20 protein-coding genes are annotated in these 25,392 nt (G+C 25.6%); 3 read left to right on the forward strand and 17 right to left on the reverse strand.

Annotation, left to right across the window (positions count from 1 at the left end; translation table 11 throughout):
• Positions 1 to 155: 155 nt before the first annotated feature.
• Complete coding sequence (locus ACYUET_RS04240) at positions 156 to 593, reverse strand: Hsp20/alpha crystallin family protein (protein WP_460277996.1); 438 nt, start codon at positions 591 to 593, stop codon at positions 156 to 158.
• A 240-nt stretch (positions 594 to 833) separates the two neighbouring features.
• Positions 834 to 2,609, reverse strand: coding sequence for a M3 family oligoendopeptidase (locus tag ACYUET_RS04245; protein WP_460277997.1), 1,776 nt, complete (start codon positions 2,607 to 2,609; stop codon positions 834 to 836).
• A 339-nt stretch (positions 2,610 to 2,948) separates the two neighbouring features.
• On the opposite strand from ACYUET_RS04245, the gene ACYUET_RS04250 reads away from it, so the two are divergent.
• Complete coding sequence (locus tag ACYUET_RS04250; RefSeq protein WP_460277998.1) at positions 2,949 to 3,857, forward strand: DMT family transporter; 909 nt, start codon at positions 2,949 to 2,951, stop codon at positions 3,855 to 3,857.
• Between the two features lie 162 nt (positions 3,858 to 4,019).
• On the opposite strand, the gene ACYUET_RS04255 is transcribed toward ACYUET_RS04250, so the two are convergent.
• The 4 genes from ACYUET_RS04255 to ACYUET_RS04270 all read right to left on the reverse strand — a co-directional run bounded on the left by ACYUET_RS04255 (position 4,020) and on the right by ACYUET_RS04270 (position 8,680).
• Positions 4,020 to 4,796 carry an endonuclease/exonuclease/phosphatase family protein gene (locus ACYUET_RS04255; protein WP_460277999.1) on the reverse strand — a complete coding sequence of 259 codons (777 nt, stop codon included), beginning with the start codon at positions 4,794 to 4,796 and terminating at the stop codon, positions 4,020 to 4,022.
• Between the two features lie 26 nt (positions 4,797 to 4,822).
• The gene (locus ACYUET_RS04260; RefSeq protein WP_460278000.1) at positions 4,823 to 5,620 is read right to left on the reverse strand and encodes a tetratricopeptide repeat protein; all 798 of its coding nucleotides are present in this window, start codon (positions 5,618 to 5,620) and stop codon (positions 4,823 to 4,825) included.
• A 427-nt stretch (positions 5,621 to 6,047) separates the two neighbouring features.
• Positions 6,048 to 6,923, reverse strand: a complete 876-nt coding sequence (locus ACYUET_RS04265; RefSeq protein ID WP_460278001.1) for a DegV family protein — start codon at positions 6,921 to 6,923, stop codon at positions 6,048 to 6,050.
• 524 nt (positions 6,924 to 7,447) lie between these two features.
• Positions 7,448 to 8,680, reverse strand: coding sequence for an MFS transporter (locus ACYUET_RS04270; RefSeq protein ID WP_460278002.1), 1,233 nt, complete (start codon positions 8,678 to 8,680; stop codon positions 7,448 to 7,450).
• 173 nt (positions 8,681 to 8,853) lie between these two features.
• On the opposite strand from ACYUET_RS04270, the gene ACYUET_RS04275 reads away from it, so the two are divergent.
• A complete protein-coding gene (locus ACYUET_RS04275; RefSeq protein ID WP_460278003.1) occupies positions 8,854 to 9,744 on the forward strand; it encodes a LysR family transcriptional regulator in 891 nt (296 codons plus the stop codon).
• 38 nt (positions 9,745 to 9,782) lie between these two features.
• Here ACYUET_RS04275 and ACYUET_RS04280 read toward each other — a convergent pair whose 3' ends face one another.
• The 8 genes from ACYUET_RS04280 to ACYUET_RS04315 all read right to left on the reverse strand — a co-directional run bounded on the left by ACYUET_RS04280 (position 9,783) and on the right by ACYUET_RS04315 (position 20,959).
• Positions 9,783 to 10,244, reverse strand: coding sequence for a hypothetical protein (locus tag ACYUET_RS04280; protein ID WP_460278004.1), 462 nt, complete (start codon positions 10,242 to 10,244; stop codon positions 9,783 to 9,785).
• A 140-nt stretch (positions 10,245 to 10,384) separates the two neighbouring features.
• Positions 10,385 to 11,425: an alpha/beta hydrolase gene (locus ACYUET_RS04285; protein WP_460278005.1), complete on the reverse strand. Its 1,041-nt coding sequence runs from the start codon at positions 11,423 to 11,425 to the stop codon at positions 10,385 to 10,387.
• A 263-nt stretch (positions 11,426 to 11,688) separates the two neighbouring features.
• Positions 11,689 to 12,339 carry an SGNH/GDSL hydrolase family protein gene (locus ACYUET_RS04290; protein WP_460278006.1) on the reverse strand — a complete coding sequence of 217 codons (651 nt, stop codon included), beginning with the start codon at positions 12,337 to 12,339 and terminating at the stop codon, positions 11,689 to 11,691.
• Between the two features lie 145 nt (positions 12,340 to 12,484).
• The gene (locus ACYUET_RS04295; protein WP_460278007.1) at positions 12,485 to 12,889 is read right to left on the reverse strand and encodes a ribosomal maturation YjgA family protein; all 405 of its coding nucleotides are present in this window, start codon (positions 12,887 to 12,889) and stop codon (positions 12,485 to 12,487) included.
• Positions 12,890 to 13,369: 480 nt separating this feature from the next.
• Positions 13,370 to 14,857 (reverse strand): reverse transcriptase family protein, encoded by a 1,488-nt coding sequence (locus ACYUET_RS04300; protein WP_460278008.1) that lies wholly within the window; start codon positions 14,855 to 14,857, stop codon positions 13,370 to 13,372.
• On the reverse strand, positions 14,854 to 16,662 hold the full coding sequence (locus ACYUET_RS04305; protein WP_460278009.1) for an SWIM zinc finger family protein: 1,809 nt from the start codon (positions 16,660 to 16,662) through the stop codon (positions 14,854 to 14,856). Before ACYUET_RS04305 ends, ACYUET_RS04300 begins: the two co-directional genes overlap by 4 nt.
• Positions 16,652 to 19,669: a hypothetical protein gene (locus ACYUET_RS04310; protein ID WP_460278010.1), complete on the reverse strand. Its 3,018-nt coding sequence runs from the start codon at positions 19,667 to 19,669 to the stop codon at positions 16,652 to 16,654. The genes ACYUET_RS04305 and ACYUET_RS04310 overlap by 11 nt, the downstream gene beginning before the upstream one ends.
• A gap of 774 nt (positions 19,670 to 20,443) precedes the next feature.
• Positions 20,444 to 20,959: a hypothetical protein gene (locus tag ACYUET_RS04315; RefSeq protein WP_460278011.1), complete on the reverse strand. Its 516-nt coding sequence runs from the start codon at positions 20,957 to 20,959 to the stop codon at positions 20,444 to 20,446.
• Between the two features lie 288 nt (positions 20,960 to 21,247).
• On the opposite strand from ACYUET_RS04315, the gene zupT reads away from it, so the two are divergent.
• Positions 21,248 to 22,051, forward strand: coding sequence for a zinc transporter ZupT (gene zupT / locus ACYUET_RS04320; RefSeq protein WP_460278012.1), 804 nt, complete (start codon positions 21,248 to 21,250; stop codon positions 22,049 to 22,051).
• A gap of 197 nt (positions 22,052 to 22,248) precedes the next feature.
• Here zupT and ACYUET_RS04325 read toward each other — a convergent pair whose 3' ends face one another.
• The 3 genes from ACYUET_RS04325 to ACYUET_RS04335 form a co-directional block, all read right to left on the reverse strand.
• Positions 22,249 to 23,571 (reverse strand): NCS2 family permease, encoded by a 1,323-nt coding sequence (locus ACYUET_RS04325; RefSeq protein ID WP_460278013.1) that lies wholly within the window; start codon positions 23,569 to 23,571, stop codon positions 22,249 to 22,251.
• A gap of 375 nt (positions 23,572 to 23,946) precedes the next feature.
• The gene (locus ACYUET_RS04330) at positions 23,947 to 24,171 is read right to left on the reverse strand and encodes a hypothetical protein (protein ID WP_460278014.1); all 225 of its coding nucleotides are present in this window, start codon (positions 24,169 to 24,171) and stop codon (positions 23,947 to 23,949) included.
• Between the two features lie 217 nt (positions 24,172 to 24,388).
• A complete protein-coding gene (locus ACYUET_RS04335; RefSeq protein WP_460278015.1) occupies positions 24,389 to 25,351 on the reverse strand; it encodes a YybS family protein in 963 nt (320 codons plus the stop codon).
• Positions 25,352 to 25,392: the final 41 nt, after the last annotated feature.

A 25,392-nucleotide genomic window follows, 5' to 3' on the forward strand; every position in this document is an offset into this window, starting at 1 on the left:
AACGTTTTCTAATAATTAATAATGATTCTTTATTTATATCTTTATTATACAATATCATTAATAAAATTTCCTTATATAAGTTAAAAATGTATTTAACACAAAAGAAACTATAGATATGACTATCCATTTAATCAATCATATCTATAGTTTCTTTATTATTCTATTTCTATTCTACTTCCTGAATCTATAATTTTATTGATTTTTGGTAATGTTACATATAACTCACCATTTTCAAATTTAGCTCTAATTAAATTTCTATCAATATTATCTACATAAAAACTCCTTGAAACTTCTCCATAATGACGTTCTCTTCTAATATAATTATTGTTATCTTCATTTATTACTTCATTTCTTTTTGCAGATATAGTTAAATAATTATTTCTATATTCTATATTTATATCTTCCTTATTTACACCTGGTAAATCAGCTTGTAATATATATTCGTTTGAGGTTTCTTTAATATCAGCTGTAAAATTACCTATTGCAGTTGTTTTACTAAAGAAATCATCATTGAAAAATCCTGTTATAAAATCTTCAAATGAATCTCCTGTAGATTTTACTCCATATTTTTTAAATGGTATTAATCCAAACATACTAAAGTCCTCCTTTTAGATATTTAATATTTATTTTCTTTACAACTTTATTATATATCTAAGGTCAAAGAAGGTCAAAGTTAGTTTCTTTTTATTATTTTATATTATATTTAATTTAGGGTTAAATAATAAAAATATCTGCATTTTTATACAGATTTCTTTAAATTACTTATTTTATAACAATCCCCAAATTAAAACATATTTTATGTTTTAATTTGAGGATTAAACATTATATAAGATTTATTTATAACTTAATTCTATAAATCTTTCTATATCATCTTGAACAATCTTCAAAGAATTCTTCCAAAATTCCTTATCATGAATATCAATTCCCATAATTTTTGTTACATCGGCAATTTTATTTTTTCCAGTAATTGAAAGAAGTTTCTCATAATCCTTAGAGAAAGATTTTCCTCTTTTTATATATTCAGCATATAAACCTTTAGCAAATAATAATCCAAATGCATAAGGGAAATTATAAAAGTTACTGTCTGCGTAATAATAATGTGGTTTCCAAGTCCACATATATGGATGTAAATAATTAGGATCTAATCCATCTCCATAAGCTTCCCTTTGGGCATTTAACATAAGTTCTTTAATTTCCTCTACACTTAAAGCACTTTCTTTTCTTGCTTCAAAAAATGCCTTCTCAAATAAAAATCTAGAATATATATCAACAATTACTTGAGTACAATCACTTATTTCTGTTTCTAATATTGATAATGCTTCTTCTTCTGTAGCCTCATTAATTGCAGCTTTTTTTATTATTGTTTCACAAAAAGTTGATGCTGTCTCAGCTATTGGCATTGGATAATCTGAATTTAATATAGTTTCATTCTTCAGACATTCACCATGAAATCCATGGCCTAATTCATGGGCAAGTGTTACAACATCACCAAAACTATCCCCATAATTAAGTAAAAATCTGCTTTCTCCAATAAAGTGAAGATTTTCGCAGAATGCTCCCCCAACTTTTCCTGATTTAGGTTTAACATCTATCCATGAATTATCAATAGCTTTCTTTGCAAAATCTGCTAAATTATCACTAAACGTTCTAAAGTTCTTTTCAACAAATTTAGTTGCATCTTCATAAGAAAATTTCATATCTGCATTATTAATTGGAGCATATAAATCATAAAATGGTAAACCATTTTTATGTCCTAACATTTCACCTTTTCTTCTTAAATACTTTCTAAATATAGGAAGACTTTCTTTCATTGCAGAAATCATAGAATTTAATGATTCTTCATCCATTCTTGATTCTAAAATTGTTTGTTCAAGTGGAGATTTATAACCTCTTAAATCACAAACTGTTAATACTTCCCCTTTTATTCCATTAAGTGCTGCCGCTACCCCATCTTCTACCTTAGAATAAGATTTTATTTCAGCTTCATATGCTTTCTTTCTTATCTTCTCTTCTTTATCATAAGCCATATTTAAAACAACAGTTAATGGTAATTCTTTATTTTCTCCATCTTGATCTATATCTACTTTTAGTGTAGATATTAAATTGTCCTTAAGTTTAAGCCAAGCATTAGATCCAGTGTTCTTCATACTAGCTAATATGGTTTCCTCTTTATCACTAAGTAAATACTTACTTGATTCCACTAAACTTTTTAATACAAATTCATGTTCTTTAAGTAAATTTGATTTTTTTATAACACCATCTATATCCTCTATTTTACTTATCCATCTTTGAAGTTTAGTTGAAGGTTCTACAATTACTGTTAACTTATTTTCTATTATGTCAGAATACTTTAATGCATCTTTGTCCTTTGTATTTACACTTAAACTAAGATTTATATATATAGAAAGTTTATTCGCTAATTCTGTGAAACTTGTAAAATAATTTATATATTCTTCAAGCTTAGACACTAGATTTTCATTATTACTTATAACTTTTTCTGTCCAAAACTTAATATCTTCTATTGTTTTAGTAAGTTTTTCAACATCGTCCTTAAACTCCTTACTATTAAATGATGTATATATTTCTTTTAAGCTCCAATTTAATTCCATTATTACTTCCTCCTCATACTTTACTTTCATATATTTATGCTATATTTTATACAACATAAATACTGCTTTAAAAATACAGTTATATTATACCATTAATACTTAATTTTAATTATATAGTAATTAAATTAAATATTTAGTAATTATTTTTTTATTATTATTGCTTATAAAAACAAAATTAACTATAATCTATAATGAAACTTTTTTAACATTTACTGTGCATAAGCATACTATAAACAAATTTAAAATTCAAATAAATTTATACGAATTACTTAATATTTATATATTCTAAATAGCATATAAATTTATTTCTATTAAAAATAAAAAAGGGGGAAGATTTTATTGAATTCTTATAAAGGCATATTATACGCAATTTTATCATCTGCAGCATTTGGACTTTTGCCTATATTTGCATCAGTATCTTATAATAATGGCTCTAATCCAACAACAGTGTTAATATTTAGATTTTTATTATCAGCACTAATTCTATTTATATATCTTTTTTATAAAAAAGTAAAACTCACTCTAGAAAGAAAGCAACTTTTACTTTTATTATTAATTGGAATTATAGGTTATACTGTTATAACTCAAGCTTTATTTATTTCTTATAAATATTTAGGTGGTGGACTAGCTACTACTCTTCATTTTATATATCCAACAGCTGTTTGCATTTTTGGATTTATATTTTTCAAAGAAAAAATCAGTAAAAAAAAGGTTTTATCATTGTTACTTTCAGGTATTGGTGTTTATTCACTTATTGCATTTGAAAATCAAACATTAAATGCATTTGGAGTATTTTTAGCATTATTTTCTGGAGTAGCATATGCAGGTAATGTTATTATCTTAGGTCTTGATTGTATAAAATCAATAGATAATAAAATTTCAACTATGTATATGTGTATAGGTGCCACTTTAGGCATGACTGTATATGGACTATTTACAAAATCTATAGTATTAGAATTTAACTCAAAGATAATTGGTTCATATCTAGGGATATCAGTTATTTCAACAATAATATCTGTAATATTATTTCTTAAAGCTATAGAATTAATTGGTACATCATCTACATCTATATTAGGTACTTTTGAACCTATAGTTAGTATAATACTAGGAGTAATATTTTTAAGTGAAAAATTATCTATTGAATTACTCATGGGTACTGCACTAATATTAGCTGCCACTATTATATTAGCTAAAGATACGGAAACAGTTTCAAAAGAAGTTATTTCAAAAGAACCTGTTTCTCAATAAATACACTTATCTTAAAATATTATTTCTACTTATGTACAAAGAATAGTAAAAGACTATCTCAAATAAATTTGAGATAGTCTTTTACTATTCTAATAAATTTTCTATATAAGTTCCTCACTTTATTAGTTAATTAATGAGTAAACCTTATTTCTATTTATATAATTAATTTATATTTACCTCTGCCATTAAAGGATAGTGATCTGATGGATACTTTCCATCAATATTATATTTTATTATTTCTACATCAACTATTTCAAATTCCTCTGATACAAAAATATAATCAATATGTGTTCCATTTTCCTTTCCTTTAAAATGTCCCATTGTTGCCTTATTATATAAATCCTTGTTCACTTCTTGTACGGCTACAAGTCTTTTATTGCAAATTTTATTACTTGTAAAATTCTTAATTAATTTACTATTAGGATTAGAATTAAAATCACCCATGATTATTAATGGAAGTTCTTCTATTTCTTGCTCTTTTTTAATGAACTCTACAAGTTTATTTAATTCATAAGTTCTTGCCTTAGGAAAAAAACAATCTAAATGAGAATTACAAACCCTAATTTTTTTGCCATTTTTTAATTCCAATATAGCTGTTGTGCATATTCTTGGGAAAACTGAGTACCATTTAGAACTTCCTACTTTTTCTGGCGTTTCTGATAACCAAAAAGTTTTATAATCTATAATTTTATTCTCTTTAGATATTAACAGATCATTTCTTTCTGAAAATAATTTTTTACTTCTAGGATTACCAATAATATTATATTCAGAAATATTATTGGATATATCCTCAAACATTTTATTTGTAGCCTCTTGAGTGCCAATAATATCACAATCATAATTATGTATTATATCAAAAACTAAGTTTTTCCTTATATCCCACCTGTTATTAAAATCTAGAAAAAAATCACATCTTAGATTGAATGTCATTATTTTCATATAATATCCTCTTTCTAAACTTCTTTTTAAAACTTTTCTTTTAAAGCATTTATACCCTCTTGTAATCCTAGTTCAGCAGCTCTTTTATACCAATGATATGCTTTTTTATAATCTTGATTAACACCCTTACCTCTATAGTACATTCCTGCTAAATTATATTGTGCATAAGGATAATCTTGATACGATGCTTCCTCATACAATTTTACTGCCTCTTTATAATTTTGTTCTACTCCAATACCCTCTTCATACATATATCCTAATATATTTTGTGCTTTTACATAACCTTGTTTAGCACATTGTTCATATAAATCAAATGCTTCTTTATAATTATTATCTACACCTTTGCCATACATATACATGTTTCCTAAGTTATACTGTGCATAAAAATCATTTTGATCAGCTGCTTTTTTATACCATTTAATTGCAGCTTTATAATCAATATCAACACCTTGTCCTTCTTCATACATGCATCCTAAATTACATTGAGCATTAGAATTACCTTGCTTAGCTGCTTTTTTAAACCATTTAATAGTTTGGTTATAATCTTGCTCTATTCCGTAGCCATTATAGTACATATCTCCAAGATTGTATTGTGCTACATCATATCCCTGATTAGCTGATTTTTTATACCATTTAACAGCTTCTTCATAATTTTGTTTTATATCATCTCCATTATAATATCTATCTCCTAAAGCATTTTCAGCTTTTTTGTTACCTCTTTCTGCATATTTTTTTAAAGTTTCTAAACTCATATTTTCAAAATCTATGTCAGCATTTTTATAATTTTCTATTATTTTATTAATAGGTACTACTACTCCATTCAATTATATATTCCCCCATCAAAATTAATTTAATTATATTTTTTGTTTCTAAAGCAAGTAATCTTATTTAAAAGTAACTAATTTTTAATTTTATTTCCACTAAAATATAAACTTTATTAAAAACATATTATGTTACCTTTATATCATAAATATATGTTAATTAGAAATGTTTTATTTCTACCAATTTTAAAATTAACTTTTCTTCTTTTCATTTCTTACCTAATATTTATATATTTTTTGACTAAAGATAGATAATTAACTTTATAAATGTGCAGTTAGGATATACATATATATCAATTTTTTAATTTTTACATAACTTATTTATACATAATAAAAAAAGATACTTCTCTATAAACTGTCCTTAACAAAAAGTACAGTTTACTAAATTGTATCTCTTTTTATTATTTTAGTTCTAATATAATTAATTTTATTATAGTTTTCTATTTTCTCCCATAAAGAACACTGCAACTGTTCCTGGACCAGAATGTGATCCAATAATAGGACCTATATTGTTAATTAAAAATGTTTCAAACCCAAATCTCTCTTTAATTTTATCAGCTACAATTTCAGCTTCTTCTTTTGCATCACCATGACTTATAAATACTATGTCATTTTCAGATTTATAATTTCCCATTAATTTTTCCATACTATCAAGTAATTTATTTAAAGATTGCTTACGTCCTCTTGTTTTTGATATAGGAACAAGTTTTCCTTCATCATTTACATGAATAATTGGCTTTATACCAATAGCAGTTCCAAGAATTGCTGTAGTTTTTGACACACGTCCACCTCTATATAAATGATTAAGATCATCTACAGTAAAGTATTGACATACATTAAGCTTATTTTTCTCTAACCAATTAAATGTTTCTTCAATACTTTTACCTTCTTTTTTTAATTGTACCGCTTTATTAACTAAAAGGCCTTCACCTAATGAAACACTTAAAGAATCTACAACTATAACTTTGTTATCTTTATATTCTTCCTCTAATTCAATAGCTGCAAGCCTAGTATTGTTATAACTTCCACTAAGTGCTGAAGAAAATGAAATATGTAAAACATCATATCCTTCTTTTAAATATCCCTCAAATTTTCTTCTTGCTTGTTCAGGATTAACTTGAGCTGTTGTTGGCATTAGTCCTGAACGCATTTTATCATAAAAATCTTTTATATCTAAATCTTCATCTCCTGAGTATTCCTTACCTTCCATTTGAAAAGACATTGCTAATAGTCCTATATTATTCTCTTGTAAATAGCTCTTCGGTAAATCTGCTGTTGTATCAGTTGTTATAATAAATTTATTCATATATCATACATCCTTACTGTTTTTTTATTTAATATAATGCCTTGGTATTTATTAATAAAATAAATCTCTAACAAAAATATTTCCTATAAAACTATATATTAATAAAATTAACTACATATAGCTTTATAGGAAATATTATAACCATGTCAATTATATCACAATTTTACTAAATTTTAAAGTTTAGCTTAATTCTTTTCTAAAATATCTTTTATACTTATTATAGTTGGCTTTTCATATAACAAAATTTAAGTACACCTCGTGTTAATGTTAATCCTTTTTTGTGGTGATATTTGTCTTTTAAATATTATATTTAAATACATCTCATGTTAATGTTAATCCATTGAAAATAAGCCATTCTTAAAATGTCAAAATTTCTCTAATACAGTAATACTAACACATTACAAAAATTTTACCAAGTGATTTCAAAATATTGACTAAATTGTTTTAAAACTCAACTAAACCGTTTATTCATCTAGTTTTAGAGTACTTCTATTGAATTAATCACCTGGTAAAAATATATTATTTTATATATTTAAGCTTTCATTTGATATCTTTTTAATATTTACTCTTATTTTTTCTCCCTTTCCTTTATTATTTATATCCTCATTAGGTATAGGTAACTTTCTTGCTAAGACTACTGCAAATATTGGCATTATTATTAAAGCACTTAACGCAGTATGTATTCCATAATTATCTGAAACCCATCCAAGTATTGGAGATACAATTCCACCCATTGTTACTCCTAACCCCATTGTTACTCCTGAAGCTAGTCCAACATGATTTGGAAGATACTTTTGTCCAAGTGCTACCATAGGACTATATGGCATATATAAGAAAAATCCTAATGGAATTAAGATAATACTGACTATTATAGGGTTTTTAATATTTAAAAATGCTATTAATAATGGAAATAATCCAGAATATCCAAGAATTATTATTTTCTTATTTCCAACTTTATCAGCAAGTTTTCCTGAGAATAATGTTCCAACCGCACCTACAACAATTAATGTAGATAATGCTATACTTCCATATACTTCTGATTGCTTTAACACATGTACAAAATAAAGAGCTAAAAATGTGTTAATTCCAAAGAATACTGTAGATCTGCAAAGAAGTGTAACTGTAAGCCTTCCAAATCCTCTCCAATCATCAACTTTTGCTTCTTTTTTATAATTTATAGAATTATCTTCACTAACTTTTTCATGTTCACCATATGAAAAGTGTCTTGATTGATATAAAAGAATTATTCCCATAATTATTGCTGGAATGCATAATATTATTGTTCCATTTAAACCACAAAATGATAAAACAATTGTTGTTATTATTGGACCTAATGCAAATCCAATATTTCCTCCTGCTGCAAATTCACTAACAGCTGTCGTTTTATTTTCTCCTGAAAATTTATTTGTAAGTCTTGCACCTTCAGGATGATATAGTGCTATTCCTATTCCACTTAAAGCTACTAAAGCAAATATTACATTATAACTACTGATAATTCCTGACAATCCAATTCCAATGCCTCCTAACAATACTCCTGTTCCTAGTGCCCATGGAAGTGAAATTTTATCTGCATAAATTCCAAATAAAGGCTGTATTATTGATGAACTTGCATTAGCTGCAAAAATCAAAAAAGCAGCTGCTGCATAACTTAGATTTTTTTCTGATATTAAAAATGGTAACATTGCTGGTAATGCTCCTTGATAAATGTCTGTTACTAAATGTCCAGCTGCAAATAGCCTTATAAATTTTTTGTTCATATTAACCCTTCTTTTCATGTAAATTTACACTTTTAAGTAATTTTTAATTATTTATCTTTACTTGTAAAAATATAATTTATTCTTTATTATTATATCAATAGAAAATCTATATTTAAAATACATATTAGGAATAGATTTATACTCAAAAGATATAAATAAATAGGTGAATAATAATGGATATAAGACAACTTAAATACTTTCTAACCATAGCTGAAGAAGGACATATAACTTCAGCAGCAAAAAAATTAAATATTTCTCAACCGCCATTAAGTAAACAACTTAAATTATTAGAAGAAGAACTTGGAGTAGTTTTGTTTAATAGAACAAGTAGAAGTTTAGAATTAACAGAAGCTGGTATTTTACTCCAAAATAAATCTGAACAATTACTTGAGTTATATAAATCAACTGTAAATGAAATGAAAAATCTCAATGATAGTTTTAAAGGAACATTAGGTATAGGAACAGTTTGTTCCTCAGGAATTAATGTATTACCACAAAAGATAAAGGAATTTAGTAAAAAATATCCTAAAATAGAGTATGAAATATATGAGTGTAATAGTTTTAAAATAATGGAACTATTGAATAATGGATTAATTGATGTTGGATTTGTTAGAGAACCTTTTAATACTTCTTTGTACAATTCTTTTGTAATTAAAGATAATCTAAAAAACAATATAAATGACTACTTTGTCGCAATTGCAAAAGATGAATTCTATGATACCACTAAAGGTAATACAGTTTTTCTTAAAGATTTAAAAGATAAACCATTAATAATTAACCGAAGATATGATGAAATTATAAAAAATGCTTGTAATAAACTTGGATTTGAACCAAAGATAATATGTAGAAATGATGATATTATTACTTCATTAAGTTGGGCTAAAGCTGGAATAGGCATTTCGATTTTACCTCTTACTGCATCTAATATATTGCCTACTGGTAACCTAAAAATAAAAAAGATATTAGAGCCTTCTATTGAATCCTATTTAAGATTAATATGGCCTAAAAATAAAACTTTATCAAATATTTCTCGTAATTTCATAGAAATGTTTCAACTCATTTAAAAAAGCTAGGAAAAGATTTTTTCCTAGCTTTTATGATTTTAAAACATTGATTTAACATTTCCATTAGATTTGTCTACATAATACCAACCACTTGTTACTGCATGCCCTTTAACTATGTCATAACAGTGAATTACATAAGAATTTCCTTCTATATGGTCATATTCAATTCTACTCGCAATACGCTTTCCGTTATTTGCAAGATATTCTTTTACTTTTTGTTCTGCCCTAAAAAATTCTATATTACTAACACCGTTAGTCCATGCTCCACTAGAATTTAAATAATATCCGTCAATAGTTGTATCATGTGCCATGTATCCATCTGAATAAAAATAATACCAATTTCCATCAATTAATTTCCAACCTGTTGAACAAGAATTACCTTCTGTATACCACCATCCTGTTGAGTTTTGTCTCCAAGCTGCATTAGTTTTTACTGGATTTAACAGTGCTATTCCACAAAATATAAACAAAGCTAAAAGTAGTTTTTTAAAGCTTTTCATTGGTTCATCCCCCTAATTAATAATATATTCTATGTTTTCCTGTACAATTATACTATTAGGGTATATTTTGGACAATATATTTTAATTATATTTTAGTATTTTTAATAAAAATACCATTTAATTTAATGCTTAAATTATAATTATTCTTTATTTTTATCAAATTCCTTTTTTAAATATAAAGAAGTCTGCTTTAATGCCTCATCAGCCTTCGGTGTTATCTTATCCATTGTAATAAATCCATGAGTAACACCAGTGACTCTTATCATCTCTACATTAATTCCAACCTCTTTCAACTTATTACCATAAGCTTCTCCCTCATCCCTAAGTGGATCAATTTCTGCTGTTATTACAAGAGTGTTTGGTAAACCTTTAAAATCTTTAGCTAAAAGTGGTGATGCATATGGACTCTTTCTATCCTCATCTCTTGGTACATATAACGAAATATACTTTTCCATTTCTTCTTCAGAAATATTGAATTTATTAGAAAAATAAGACCACGATTTAGTATTTAATTCAAATATATTGGTGGATGGATATGTAAGTACTTGACAAATTATGTTAGGACCTTTTTTATTCCTTGTCATTAACGAAACTGCTGCTGTAATATTTCCTCCTGCACTATCTCCTGCAAGAGCTATATTTTTTTCGTCTCCATTTATACTTGCTGCATTTTTATATACCCATTCTAACGTATTATAAACATCAATAACGCCATTTGGAAAAGGATTTTCTGGTGCTAGACTATAATCTACAGATATTACAATTGCTTCTGTATTTTTTGAAATCTTTCTACAAACATTATCATGTGTATCAATGTTACCAGCAATCCAACTTCCACCATGAGAATAAATAATTATAGGAAGTTTTGTCTCTGATTCTGGTCTATATATACGTATTGGTATCTTATGAGAATTTACTTCTATATTTCTATCTTCAATTATATTAAACTGTATAGGTTTTTTTGAGACTTTATTGGAATCTCTATTTAAGTAACTTCTAATTTCTTCAATTGACTTCTCTTCAATTGACTTAGGATTAATAAATTTATCTATCTGTAAGTTTAATGCCACATACATATCAATTTTACCATTATTGGTTTCAGCTAAATTTCTTATAACCAAAAACAATCCTATAATAAATACAAATATAAATCCTACTATAAACTTGATGCTTCTTTTCATATTCTTTACCTCAATTAATTTTATATATAAAAAATCACTAAGAAACTGTGGAAAATCGATTTTTTACACATCTAAATTTTCAAACATATGTAAGAAAAATCTGACTGATTTATCTGTTGATCTCTACCATATTATTATTCAAGATAAAAATATTATACAATAATTAAGCATTTTGTTTATTTTTATATTTATAAAAATAGAATTCAAATTCTAGTATTGAAAATGTAAAATGTTATCTTAAAAATATATTTATTGATTTGATTTTAAGATAATATTTCAATACAACGTTTTGCAAGTGCTTCTCCTAGTAATTTATGTCCTTCTTCTGAAAGATGAAGTGAATCAATTTCAGAAGCTTTAGTAATTAATGAAGCATCAATAAATTCTACTTTTAATTCCTTAGCAACTATTTCATAATTCTTTGCAAGATTCCTAGAAAGTTCATAACTTCTCATATAACCAAACTCTTCTCCAGATTGGGATGTATTAATTCCTTCACCAATATGTATTGGAGATACTAATAAAACTTTTGATGGAATATTACTTAAGCTCTTTTCTGCTGTAATATCAAGAGCCATTTTTGTAAGAATAGCAGCTCCTTTTGCTACATCACAAGCTGGTACATGAAACTTTTCTTTTAAATCATTTGTTCCAAGCATTATAATAATTAAATCTAATGGATAATGAGATTTAATACATGCTGGAAAATATGTTTTACCATTTTTTATATCATCATAATATGGATCATCTAAAACAGTTGTACGACTATTCAATCCTTCCTCAATAACTCTATACTTATTTCCTAATATATTTTGCATTACACCAGTCCAACGCTTATCATAATCATATCGTCCATTATTTTCAGGATTAAATCCATATGTATTTGAATCTCCATAACAAAGTATATGTTTCATTTAAAAACTTCCTTCCTTAAATATTTTGTGTAGACTACGTTACATGAATTTTATTTTCTTATTTTACACATAGACTACATATAAATAATGTACTGCATTATTTTTTATATTATCTGTAAATGCTTCTAAAATATTAAACTTATCATTATCTTATAATATAATTATTAAATCTTCCTATTATTTTATCTAAAATTACTCCTATCAATATTCCAACTGTATAACATAAAATATCACTCCATAAAAATCCAAAACCTAAAACTAATCCTCCTAATGTAGTACTCCTTATAGCATCAATCCAAGATGCATGATAAAGCTGACTTAATTCAATACTATATGAAAATACTATAGAGCAATTAGCAATAAACTTAGTTGATTTTTTATTGAAAATAAAAGAAATTAATAAAAAAATCATTAAAGACCATAATGTATCTCCTGAATATTCTGAAAGAAACATTGGAATATGATTCAATTTTCTTGAAAGCAATCCTAATACCATAACTAATAATGTTAATATCAAATATATATACATGTTTCTTTTAATTATTACCATCTCCAATTAACTACTATAATTTATTATGTTCATTCATAAATTTTATTATATGCAAAGATTTTGAAATCTTTAACTTTATTTAAATTATCATAAAAAAGATTACCTTCAATATTAAAAACAGAAGGTAATCTTATAATCTCATAGACTTCTTGCTAACAATTCTTATATTTGGTTGTGACACTTCAGCGTAGCACCAATACTGTGGCATAACCGAAGGCTCGATTTTTAATGCCCACAGTATTGGTAGCGTAGCGAATTGCGCGCAACCTAATGATGTGTATTTGACAAATCTCCACCGTGGCGCAACACCACAGCATAAAGGCCAAGAAATCTATGTTTATTTTTCAATTTTCTTACTTGTTAAAGTATACCATATTAAAAACTAAATTTCAACATTTTTTGACTGTTTTTATATATTAATTTTTTAATAATGATTTGAAACTCAATCCTCTAATTAAGTATTTTACTATAAAAAAGCAACTAATTATTTATTAAATTCATAGCATCATTAATAATATCTTTATATCTCTCTTCATTAACACTTTTAACCCATGATGTCATACCTGATATTTCATTTATAACTTTGTTTGATAATATTTCTCCTCTAGCTTTAACTTTATTTGCATTATAAATTGCAGCTCTTAATATTTTGATCCACTTTTTAGGTACTCCAATTTCTTCATTGTTTATTACAATGCCTGTTATGCATTGACGATTATTTTTTCTTAAAAACTTTGTTTTATCTTTATTTATATTAAAGCCTTCTTCTTTAACTATCTTTGATACTAACCCTATAAAACTTCCAACTTTTAATTCATTAATATCTCCTGTGAAGCTAAAACTCATATCATCTGCATATCTTGTATAAATAAAATCATATTTAGATGCTAGTCCATTTAATCTTTTATCTAATTTTACACAAATAATATTTGTAATCATAGGACTTGCAGGTGACCCTTGAGGAAGAATTCTATCTGATATTTTAACATACTTTTCTTCTCCTCTAACTTCTACCTTCATACGCTCACAATATGTACAAATCATAGCTAACATAGATGCCACATACCCAGAATATCCAAAAGATTTAAACATTCCTCTCACTCTTTCAAATGTAATAGTTGGGAAGAAATCTTCAAGGTCAATATTAATAAGTAACTCTGGCTTTTTAACATGAACTTTTGCTGCTGAAACTACAGATTTTCCTTTTAAAAATCCATGTGCATAATTACTTGTAGGAATTTTTGATAAAATTTCTTCTAAAATTATTCTTTGTGAGTTTTTTAATATTAATTTAGGAGCTGCAATATTACGAACTCCTCCCTTTTTCTTAGGGATAGTATACCTATGATAATTATCAACTGAAATAACGTCTCTATGATAAACTAAAAATCTTAATTTCTTATATTCTATTCCAAGAAAATTAGCTAATTCTTTATCATCTTTTATAATAGGTAATTCTTGTGATAATAACTTATCTTCATCAGTTTCTTTATCATAAAGTAAAGAAGAATAACCTTTTCCTATAAATACAATTTTATTTTCTTTTTCTTTTTTCCATTCTTTAGAACGCTGCTCTTTTTCAAGTTCTCTTTGTCTTTTTCTTTCAGCACGTCTCTCAATAGACTCTTGCATAATAGTTTTAGATACATCTAACCTAATTCTTTCATAATCCCAAGTCTCATCATACTTTTTTTGAAGCTCTCTTAATTTTAAATTGATTTTATCTTTTTCCTCATATAACTTAGAAATATCATTAATTACCTTTTCATATTTTTCTAATAAACATTTTCTTTCGTTGTATTGTTCTTCTGTTTCACTTTCTTGTCTTTCATAAGGTGTAGGTAAATTTTTAGGCCAAAATCCATACTCTTGCATCTTTATAAGGGTAAATTCCTTTTTACCCATTGTATTTACAGCTTCTCTATAGTCTTTTCTGTTATCCATATTATTTTCTTGGTTCTCCATCATAGTACCGTCTCCATAATATCATTAATTTTGTATTCTTTATTTGGTTCTAATTTTAATTTCAAAAATTTTGTAGACATCATATATAAAGCTAGAATATGTGAACAAGGAGCTGAAATATTTCTAGGTCCCTTATTAAAATCTCTACAATTACATTTAACTTTTGAAATTTGGCCATCTTCATCTATTGTCAATAAAGTTTCTGTTAAATCAAACTCTCTATTAAAATCATCTGTTCTATAGTATTTCCATTTTTTATATTTAGGATTTGGTGTTTTTAGTGAATGTTTAAAAATAAATTCATTATCTTCGGTCATTTTAGCACTAAACTTATCCATTCCCTCTTCTATATGTTCCTGAACTTTTAGTTCCATACTCGTTGTCTCATACAGTTCATTTGGAATAGGTATATTGCATAATCTTCTAAATCTTATATTATCATTTATTGGATCATAGTATCCTTCACCACGCCTTAAAAGCATACCAATTCCAGCTTTATTAATGCTCTTTGAATCTTCATTTAACTCTTCATAAATATTTTCCATTGAAGCAAAACGTTTTTCTTTTAATAATTTATAAACTTTTTCATAATTTCCATCACCTATAAAGCCACCTAAAATATTAAAAGCTGTTCCTTTAACCCAATCATTAGAAGACCATGATGAGAACCCAATAGTCATTTTCATAGTCCCCATATCTCCTATAATAAATTGTGGCATTCCAAATCCAAGAAGTCTTAATTTAAAAGATTTAACTAAAGGAATTATCTTTTCCAAAACTAACCAACGTCTTCTTCCCCATATTTTCTCTTCTCTTTTCTTTTCACCATTATATATTGATTTAAGTGTAAGAGTAGTTCCAAATGGTTCAAAAACAATTTTCACTGGTTTGTTAGGTTCTAATACCCATTTCATATATCTAGGGCTTTTTTTAGCTTTATGCCTTCTTAAAAATGAACATATATCATACATGTCTATTGGTGATAATTCAATATCTATTCCTCCTAAACTTGAAGCAGAAGAAACTTGATTAAAACCTTTTATCCATGTTTCAGGAAGATCTATTTTCTTTTCCATATGTTCTGGCATTACTCCACTATCCACTCCAAATCCTTCTGGATTAACTGAAAGCTCAACATCACTATATGTTCTAAATCTTTTAATTTCTTTAGCTAACTTAGCTGAAAAATCTATATTAGTTGTTCCTAAAGATGGTTTTTGAAGTAATTCAAATTCTTCCATATCAATTGATAAGCATCCATATGTAGACTCATCTACAGAAAATGCTTCAAAAGATACTTGATCCGGATGTACTGTTATTACTGGATCTAGCACAAACCAAAGGTCAAGATCTCTATCTTTTATAAATTTCCAAAAATCTTTTTCAATCTTATAATAATCGTTCCATATATCATGTTTATCAATTTCTTTTTTAAGATTATTTTTAATATCAATTAACTTAAATATATCTGAATTTTTATCTTCTATTTCATCTAATAGTACATTCATATCCTTATTAAGATTTTCTCTAACCTCAGGTAAATATTGTTGATGTTTTAAAATTCTTCTTTCAATTTCCCCATCAAGCCATTCAAAAAATTCAACTCTTTCTTTCTTTTTCTGAGTCATATCTGAAACGACAATCTCACGTAGCATAAGCATTGCATCTCTAAAAATAAGAGGATGCTTTAATTTACCTAAAAAAGAGACTTTTTCATCCCTAGAAAGATCAGGACTAAGTCCTAAAACTGTTTGTTCTCCTTGATTTATACACATTGATGGACTTGCATATTCATAATTAACCTTCAAGAGACATATCCCCCTTTCTTATTTTAGCTAATGCAACAAGTGCACGTTCTGAATCTATAAGTATATTAGAACCTCCAATATCTAATAAAATTTCCTCAAGCTCTTTTAATTTATTTCTATGTTTAATTGCAAATTTAGGAATAGCTTCATATATATTATTTTTACTCTTAGAAATCCTATTAGGAAGGAATATCAAAGTCTTTATATAATACATAAAAAGTTCTTCATCTCCATCACCTAAATTATCAAGTATTTCATTTGTTTTATTAGAAATATAAGCTTTTATATCACTAGAGGTATGCTCTAACATTTGAATAATAAATTCTTTAGGAAGTAAATCCCCATAGATTTCATCTAATTTTCTAAGTCCAAATAAATAAACTTTATTTACCGGAGAATCAATTATCATACCATGTAATTTCTTTTGCTTTTCTTTTTCCATACTTTCAAAAATTTCTTCTGCTTTTTTATTAAGTATTGTTACATCAGATTCAAACATAATTAATAATGTAGAAAATCTTTTGCTTAACTCTTCGCTATTTTTCATAACAATCTCAAATAATATTTTAATCATTTGAGATGTACCAGATTCTAATATAGTTATAAATTGAGTATCAGAAGGTAATTGATTATTTTTTATAGATTCTAAAAGAGAAATAACTTGTCTATTTCTCAATGAAATTGCTTTTTGTTCATTTTCTATATTAATTTCTTTAAGTAAGTTTTCTAACTCTTCATATGAAATTGAAAAAATCACTTCTTCTATAAATAATTCAATCCATTCTGACATATTAGATTTTTCAAATATTGAGGAAATAACATGTAATATTAAATCAACTTTTTCATTAAATAAAATATTTTCAACTTTATTTGTAGAAAGTGATAATATGTCTTTAATATCTTTAGATAAATTAATATTAACTTTCTCAAATTTTTCACTATTGTCTATAATAGATTTTATAAAGTTTAAATATTCATTTTCATCTAAAGAAAGAAGGTTATTCTTAAATAAGCTTATCCATTTATCAAGATCATCTAAGAACATTAAATCTTTTATATCACTAGATTTAAATAATCCATTAGTCCTCTTAAAGAAACTCATTGCAAGCTCATTACTAATTTCACTATTACTATTAATTAAATCTATCATTAGTCTTGAATCAAATTTATTAATTTTATTTATCTTGTCTGTAAGAATTTCTTTGAACATATTTCCAAGCGGTTCATAAGAAACTTCAGTTAAATCAATTAATTTTTTATAAGACATAGTACTTATAAGTTCATTAGTTTTTTCTGAATCCTTTAATATGTAATAACATGCTTTAAATACATGATCAATATTTGAATTAATAGCAATGTATAATACATCTTCTAAATGGTTGTCCCATATTTCTTTCATGAACTCGTATCTTCCTTGAAGTTTCATTAATTGGTCATTTGACATCCATTCATGCCTAGCATACCAATTATCCCAACCAACTGGAGGCTTTTCTTTAAAGTCATAATATAAATAATGTTTTATAAAATCATTAAATTGGAAATTACCTTTAAATTTACACACATAATCATACTTTGTATAACTTGTTAAAAGTGATTTCATAGCCTCTATAAATTTTTCCGAATCATTCTTTGCATAAGAATCAATAATTCTTCTTACATATCTTTTAAAATATTTTAATTCTTTACTTTTACCATTGCCTTTAAAATAATAAGTTAATCTTGGAGCATCTAAATAATAAGCTATTGTCCCAATTACATCCGCTAAACCATAAACTTCTGCTTCTTCTATTGAGTTTTTAAGAGTAATAGTATTTAACATTACTCCATCAGTATAAAGTCCCTTTTTATAACGCTGAGGAGCTCTATTCTCTACCCATTCACCTTTTTCATAATCATATCTTCCATAGTATTCTTTTAAAAGATCTTGAGCAGCATATTTTCTATAATTAGCACCTTCAAGTATCTTATTTTTAGGAATATCTTTGCCGTCAATATGAATAAGATGTAAATCCATTTCATGTAGGTGTTCACGTATTGAATTTTCTCTATTTTCTCTTAATTCTTTAGTTAATGAATTTATATAAATATCTATACATCTTTTTACACCCTTATTATAACTTTCAGCAGCCCAATTTATATTAGATGAAATAATATTTCTCGCTTCTTCTATTAATAATGTATTATTTCGTTTGGCAAGTTCTAAAAACAAACCTGATATTACCTCAGTACTTCCAAGCTTTAAAATCAAATCATATATTTCTTTTGGTGGATTACTTTCAATTAATTGATTTAGATTCTTCTTTCTCATGTAAAGATTTTTATGACTTAGCATGTTATAAATATTTAAATAATACTTATAATATGCTATATCCAATTTAAGAATTTCATTAGGATGTTTAGCTAATTTAAAGTTAGAAAAATTTATATTTAATGCTTCTATCTTCTCTACACATTCTTCATATGTTATTTCTGTAAAATAATTTAATCTAATTTTATTCTCTTCTTCTAAATTCTTAAATTCTTTCACTACATAATTTTCATCTCTATCCCAATACCAATTATATTTAATACCAGTTTTGTAATACATTTTAGGAAATTCTTCATCTTTATTTCTATTATAATATCCATCTTCTTCTATAATCTTTACTGATTGAAAAGATGGTAAATGTCCTTCATTACCTTTAAAAAAGGCATAACTTGTATATTCAACTTCATCTTCAAGAATATTATTTATTGATTCTCCATCACTTTCAGTACTTTTAAACTCATGTTTTCCATAAAGTATAAGAAAACTTGGATTATTATCACTATCCCATCCCCATAAAACTATGCTTCTTAAGGGATTATACTCTTTCTTCCATGTTTTAATTTGTAAATTATTATTCCCTATTAAACAGTTTATACTTTTTTCATTATCATTTAATTTATCTTGTTTAATTAAATCTTCCTTCGGTTTCAAGAAAGAAAAAACTGTTTTCAAAAAGTTATTTTCTTTATAGTTTGACATAACAGTAAAACCACCTTACCCTTTTAATATTGTAAAAAGATCTTAATCTCAGATGAAATTTTTTCATTTGAAATCTAGAAATCGTTATCTATAAACCTTCATATACTTATTCTAATCTTTCTGATTTTAAGTATATATTTTATAAATATCATTGACTAAACTTTTATTAATATAATATTATAATTTACTATAAAATATAATATCCATATAGTCCTTTACAAACTATTTTACCACATTTTTGTTTAATTTTGAACTTTTTTGTCTAATCTAGTTATTAATGGTTTTATATACCTTTACAAAATCTTATTTGTAATTGCAGAATTTAAATTAAGAAATGATTAAACTTTATAATATCTAAAATTTAAATATTATAAAAAATTAATAAACTAAGTATATTGTTATGGTTTTAAAGATTAAAACTATTTATAATATAAAAAAGTGCAAAAAAAAGACTTTTACATGAATGATAATAAACAAAACACCTTTAAGAAATATATCAATATTTCTTGGCGTTTTCTCTATTATATATAACCATGTAAAAATCTTGCTACAGATTCTCACTATATGTCACTATTATATAATATAAATTATATAATTCGATATGCTAAATATCATTAGCATTATGTGTTTCTTACTTCTCCTTTATCTTACTATATATTACATAATATTGCAACATATTTTGCGAATTTTTTTAAACTTTTATTAGAAATTAGTAAAATATTATGATGATATTTTTTATTTATAAAACTTTCACTATCATCTTTACATTTTAATTTACACTTCAAATATAGGTTGATTAGAATTTCTATCATAAACTCCTTTTACACCTTTCAATATATAATAAGATGATAAAATTCCAATTACATTTCCAATATTAATATCTATATTAGGTTGAAGGGAAAAAGTTATTTCTCCATTAGTAGACTTTCTATATAAATCATCATATCTAATGAATCCTATTTGTGTAGCTATTAATCTTGTAATTACTCCTAAAGTTACTGCTTCCAATGATAAAAAATCTGGATTTGGAAGGTCTTCTGAGTTTGAATTATTATTATATTTATTATAAATTAATTCAAATCCTTCCATTATTGATATATAACCAAGGATATCAGCATATATGTTTACTATTTGAATACATCTTGCTATTTCTAGTAAGTTCAAACTATTTATATCATCTTCAGACATATTTTGATTATTATTACCCGCATTGGCATTATTATCAGTGTCATTGGTATTAGTTTTATTATTTGTAGAATAATCATTCTTATAATTTGAATTTTGTGCCACACCATTTCATCTCCATCTGCTTTCTCTTCTTTATTATAATATAGAATTAAAATTTTATTGGTGAAGAATTTTTAGATTTATCCTTAATTATTATATAAATAAAGAAAAACTATGCGTAGTATAGCTTTAAATTTATATTTGTTAAAAATATATTTAATATTTTATTGATTAAAATCTTTTAAGACGTTATAATATAAATCATAAAACAATATTGATATTGAATATCAATTGATATAATGTTGAATTGAATATTTTAACATTATATCTTCTTTACAAAGGAGGGATACTATGAATGATATTTTATTTGCTTTTTCATTAACTCTTTTTTCAGGATTGTGTACAGGCATAGGAAGTGCTTTTGCTTTTTTTGCTAAAAAAACTAATACCAAATTTCTTTCTATAAGTCTTGGTTTTTCAGCTGGTGTTATGATTTATGTATCAATGATTGAAATATTTTTTAAAGCTAAAGATGCTCTTACATCTCAATTTGGAATAAAAACTGGCTCTTGGCTTACAGTAATATCATTTTTTGCAGGAATGCTTATTATTGCACTTATTGATAAAGTTATTCCAGTTGGAGAAAATCCACATGATATATATAAAGTTGAAGATTTAAATTCAAATAAAGTTAATTCAAACAATAAACTTTTAAGAACAGGATTATTTACTGCAATAGCAATTGCAATTCATAATTTTCCAGAAGGACTTGCAACATTTATTTCTGGTCTTCAAGCTCCATCTATAGCTATACCAATAGCTATAGCTATTGCAATTCATAATATACCAGAAGGTATAGCTGTATCCGTTCCTGTTTATTATGCTACTGGAGATAAGAAAAAAGCTTTTGTATACTCATTTCTTTCTGGTCTATCCGAACCATTAGGGGCTATTATAGGGTATTTAATTTTAATGCCTTTTATTAATAATACAGTATTAGGTATTATTTTTGGTGCAGTAGCAGGAATAATGGTTTTCATATCCCTTGATGAACTTCTTCCATCTGCAAGAGAATATGGAGAACATCATCTTTCAATATATGGATTAGTAGGTGGTATGGTTATAATGGCAATTAGCTTATTATTGTTTTTGTAATATGTTAAAACTTCTATCAATTTTAATTTAACTACAAGAAATAAAATAATAAATCAAAGAAGTATTTATATTCATTAAATAAAATTATTAGTTAATATAATTATAAAAAACTTTCTCTTAACCAAAAGAAGTTAAGAGAAAGTTTTTTCAACTTAGTTATTTATCTTTATAATACTGATCTTTCCTAAAATATATTCTTATATTAAGAATTTTAATAAGAATATTAATCCTACGACTACTGTAGGTATACTAATATCTTTTATTTTTCCTGAAAATAATTTTAATAGTATATATGAAACAACTCCAAATACAATCCCATCTGATATACTATAAGATAATGGCATCATAATTATAGTTAAAAATGCTGGAATAGCTTCTGTAAAATCTGAAATATTTATTTCTCTTATCGGTTCTATCATAAATAATCCAACCAATACTAATGCAGAACAAGTTACTGCTGGAGTAATTGATGCAAATATAGGAGCAAAAAATAATGATAATCCAAACATTATTGCTGTAGATACTGCTGTTAATCCTGTTCTACCACCTTCTGCGACTCCTGATGCACTTTCAACAAATGTACTTACTGTGCTTGTACCAACACATGCACCAAAAGTAGTTCCTATAGCATCTGCTAAAAGAGCCTTATTTATATTTGGAACTTTTCCATTTTCATCTAACATTTTTGCTTTAGTTGTTACTCCAACCAAAGTTCCTATAGTGTCAAACATATCCATGAATAATAATGTAAATAATGCAATAAGCATATCTATAGAAAATATATTATTCCACTCAAAATCAAATAAAACATCCTTAATTGACGGAGGTGCACTCACAATACTTGTAGGAGCTGGTGTAATTCCTAAAGGAATTCCTATTACTGCAGTCACAAGCATTCCTATAAACAATGCACCTTTCACATTCTTAGCTAAAAGAATACCAGTAATTATAATTCCTATAATTGCAAGTAATGCTGTACCACTTGTTATATCTCCAAGTGCTAAAATTGTTGAATTATCTTTTGGATGAACTATAACTCCTGCACCTTCAAGTCCTATTAATGAAATAAGTAAACCAATACCTACAGAAATAGCTTTTTTAATATTATTAGGTATTGAATCAACAATAGCTTCACGCACATTAAATAAAGTTAGTAAAATAAATATAATACCTTCTAAAAGTACTGCTGTTAAAGCAAATTGATATGAATATCCCATTCCAATAACTACATTAAATGCAAAGAATGCATTTAATCCCATTCCTGGCGCTTGAGCAAATGGTAATTTAGCATATAGTCCCATTACTAATGTTGCAACTACTGCTGATAAAGCAGTAGCGGTAAATACTGCTCCCGGATCCATACCTGCTGCTGATAATATAGATGGATTTACTATTAATATATAAGCCATAGTCATAAAAGTAGTAAGTCCTGCAACAGCTTCTGTTTTAACATTAGTATTGTTTTTAGTAAGTCCGAAATATTTATCTAACATTCCGTCCTTTTCAAATAGTTTTTTCATTAAATCACTCTTTCGTAAATCATTTTTCCACCTGAACTATAATACGTCATCTTTTGATATATTGCAATAGTTTCAGGTGATTTTTAGACTATTTTAGAGTTAATTTTCGTATTTTTGTAGTTTCTAGCGAACAATACAAAGTTTTATTCCAGCTAATAATTCGTATTTTGTGCGTAATTTTAACTTTAAATATATATCATAAAGCCTTAAAATATTAAATCTAATATTTTAAATAATATTATAGTAACAAATTTCTATTTTAAACATAATATATATTAGTAAACAAAAGATAAAAAAGTATTAGTATTATAATAAAATTGTATTTTACAAATTTTATTATAGTCTAATACTTTAAATTAAATATAATATATTGAATTATATTATATAATTATTTAATTTTAACTCTTCTATTAACGAATTAAAATGTGAACTCTCTTCTCCTTCATCATACTGATTGCAGATTTTCTCTCTAACTTCATTTAATTCACATCTACTCTTTTTTTGTTTCATATACAGATAAAAATTTAATACATCTTGTAATAATTTTTCATCTTGTTCTTTTGATAATATGTTTGTTATTTTCTCGGTTAATAAATTCATTATGACACCTCTACATTATTTTTATAATCAAGAACTTTTTCCTAAGTTAATTATTTAAATTAATCTATAGATTAGTTATTATTTTTATTACTTATTCCACTCTTACAACTAATCATCTTTATTATACAATAACAATATATATATTGTTAACTGTAAAAATATGCTTTTATTCTATAATGATTAAAGAAAAATAATATTTTATCTTTTAAATTGTTATTTATAAATCTAGTAAATATCTCTCTAAAGTTGCACTTTGTCTATCTCTAAAATTTAATATTTTATCAATTACAACATTAAATACTACTATAGAAATACTTGTTAATTTAAAAAAATTAATTAACATATATAAACTTCCTACTTGCACAAATAATGATACTATCTTAGATTTAATTAATAAATACATAAACTTGTTAAGCATAGTATAACTATCTTGAATCACAAAATATAAAACCACGTATTTTACAGAATTAAGTAATATATCAATATATATTTGTGATATTAAATACTCATTCATCCCTACTAAAATTGTTAGTATTATATAAATTATTCCTATATTTATAGTTCTCTTAGAACATGAAATATATGTTCCATATTTATTAAACTTAGTGATAATAATATATTTTTTCTTTGATAAATCATTAAGTAATTTAAACCTATTTGCTAGTATTATACTTAAAAAGTATGTTATAAACATTGTTCCAATTGGTAATGAAGCAATTAAAAAATAGTATAAATTTTTCTTTCCATACTCACTTAAAAAGGGTACATACACTAAATACTCTTTGCATTCTTTTATAAAGCTATAACCTATTAATGTTGAAAAATTTATATCTACGATAATCATTACAAAGCATGCAAAAATTGATCCATAAAATAAATCATCAAAAATAGTCTGATTTCTAGAAATAAGAATTCCACATGAAATCCCCAATATCATTCCTTGACTCATACAAATAGCTGAAGGCATGTCACCTAAGGTAATCACCACTAATAAAAGAGAAGTTACTCCTGAAAGAAGTGTATATTTCAATCCACATCTTAAGTATATTAACACAATAATCACAGGGACTCCTATATCTAAATATCCTGCATAACCAAACCCTGTTCCTATTGCAAGAACGCTTATTACTACAAAAAGTGCTGAAAACATTGCAGCTTCTGTCATTTTTTTTATTTCCAAAAGTACCTCACCACATTCTTTCTTATCTTCTAAAAGTTAAT

The organism is Clostridium sp. CTA-5 (genome assembly GCF_054768135.1).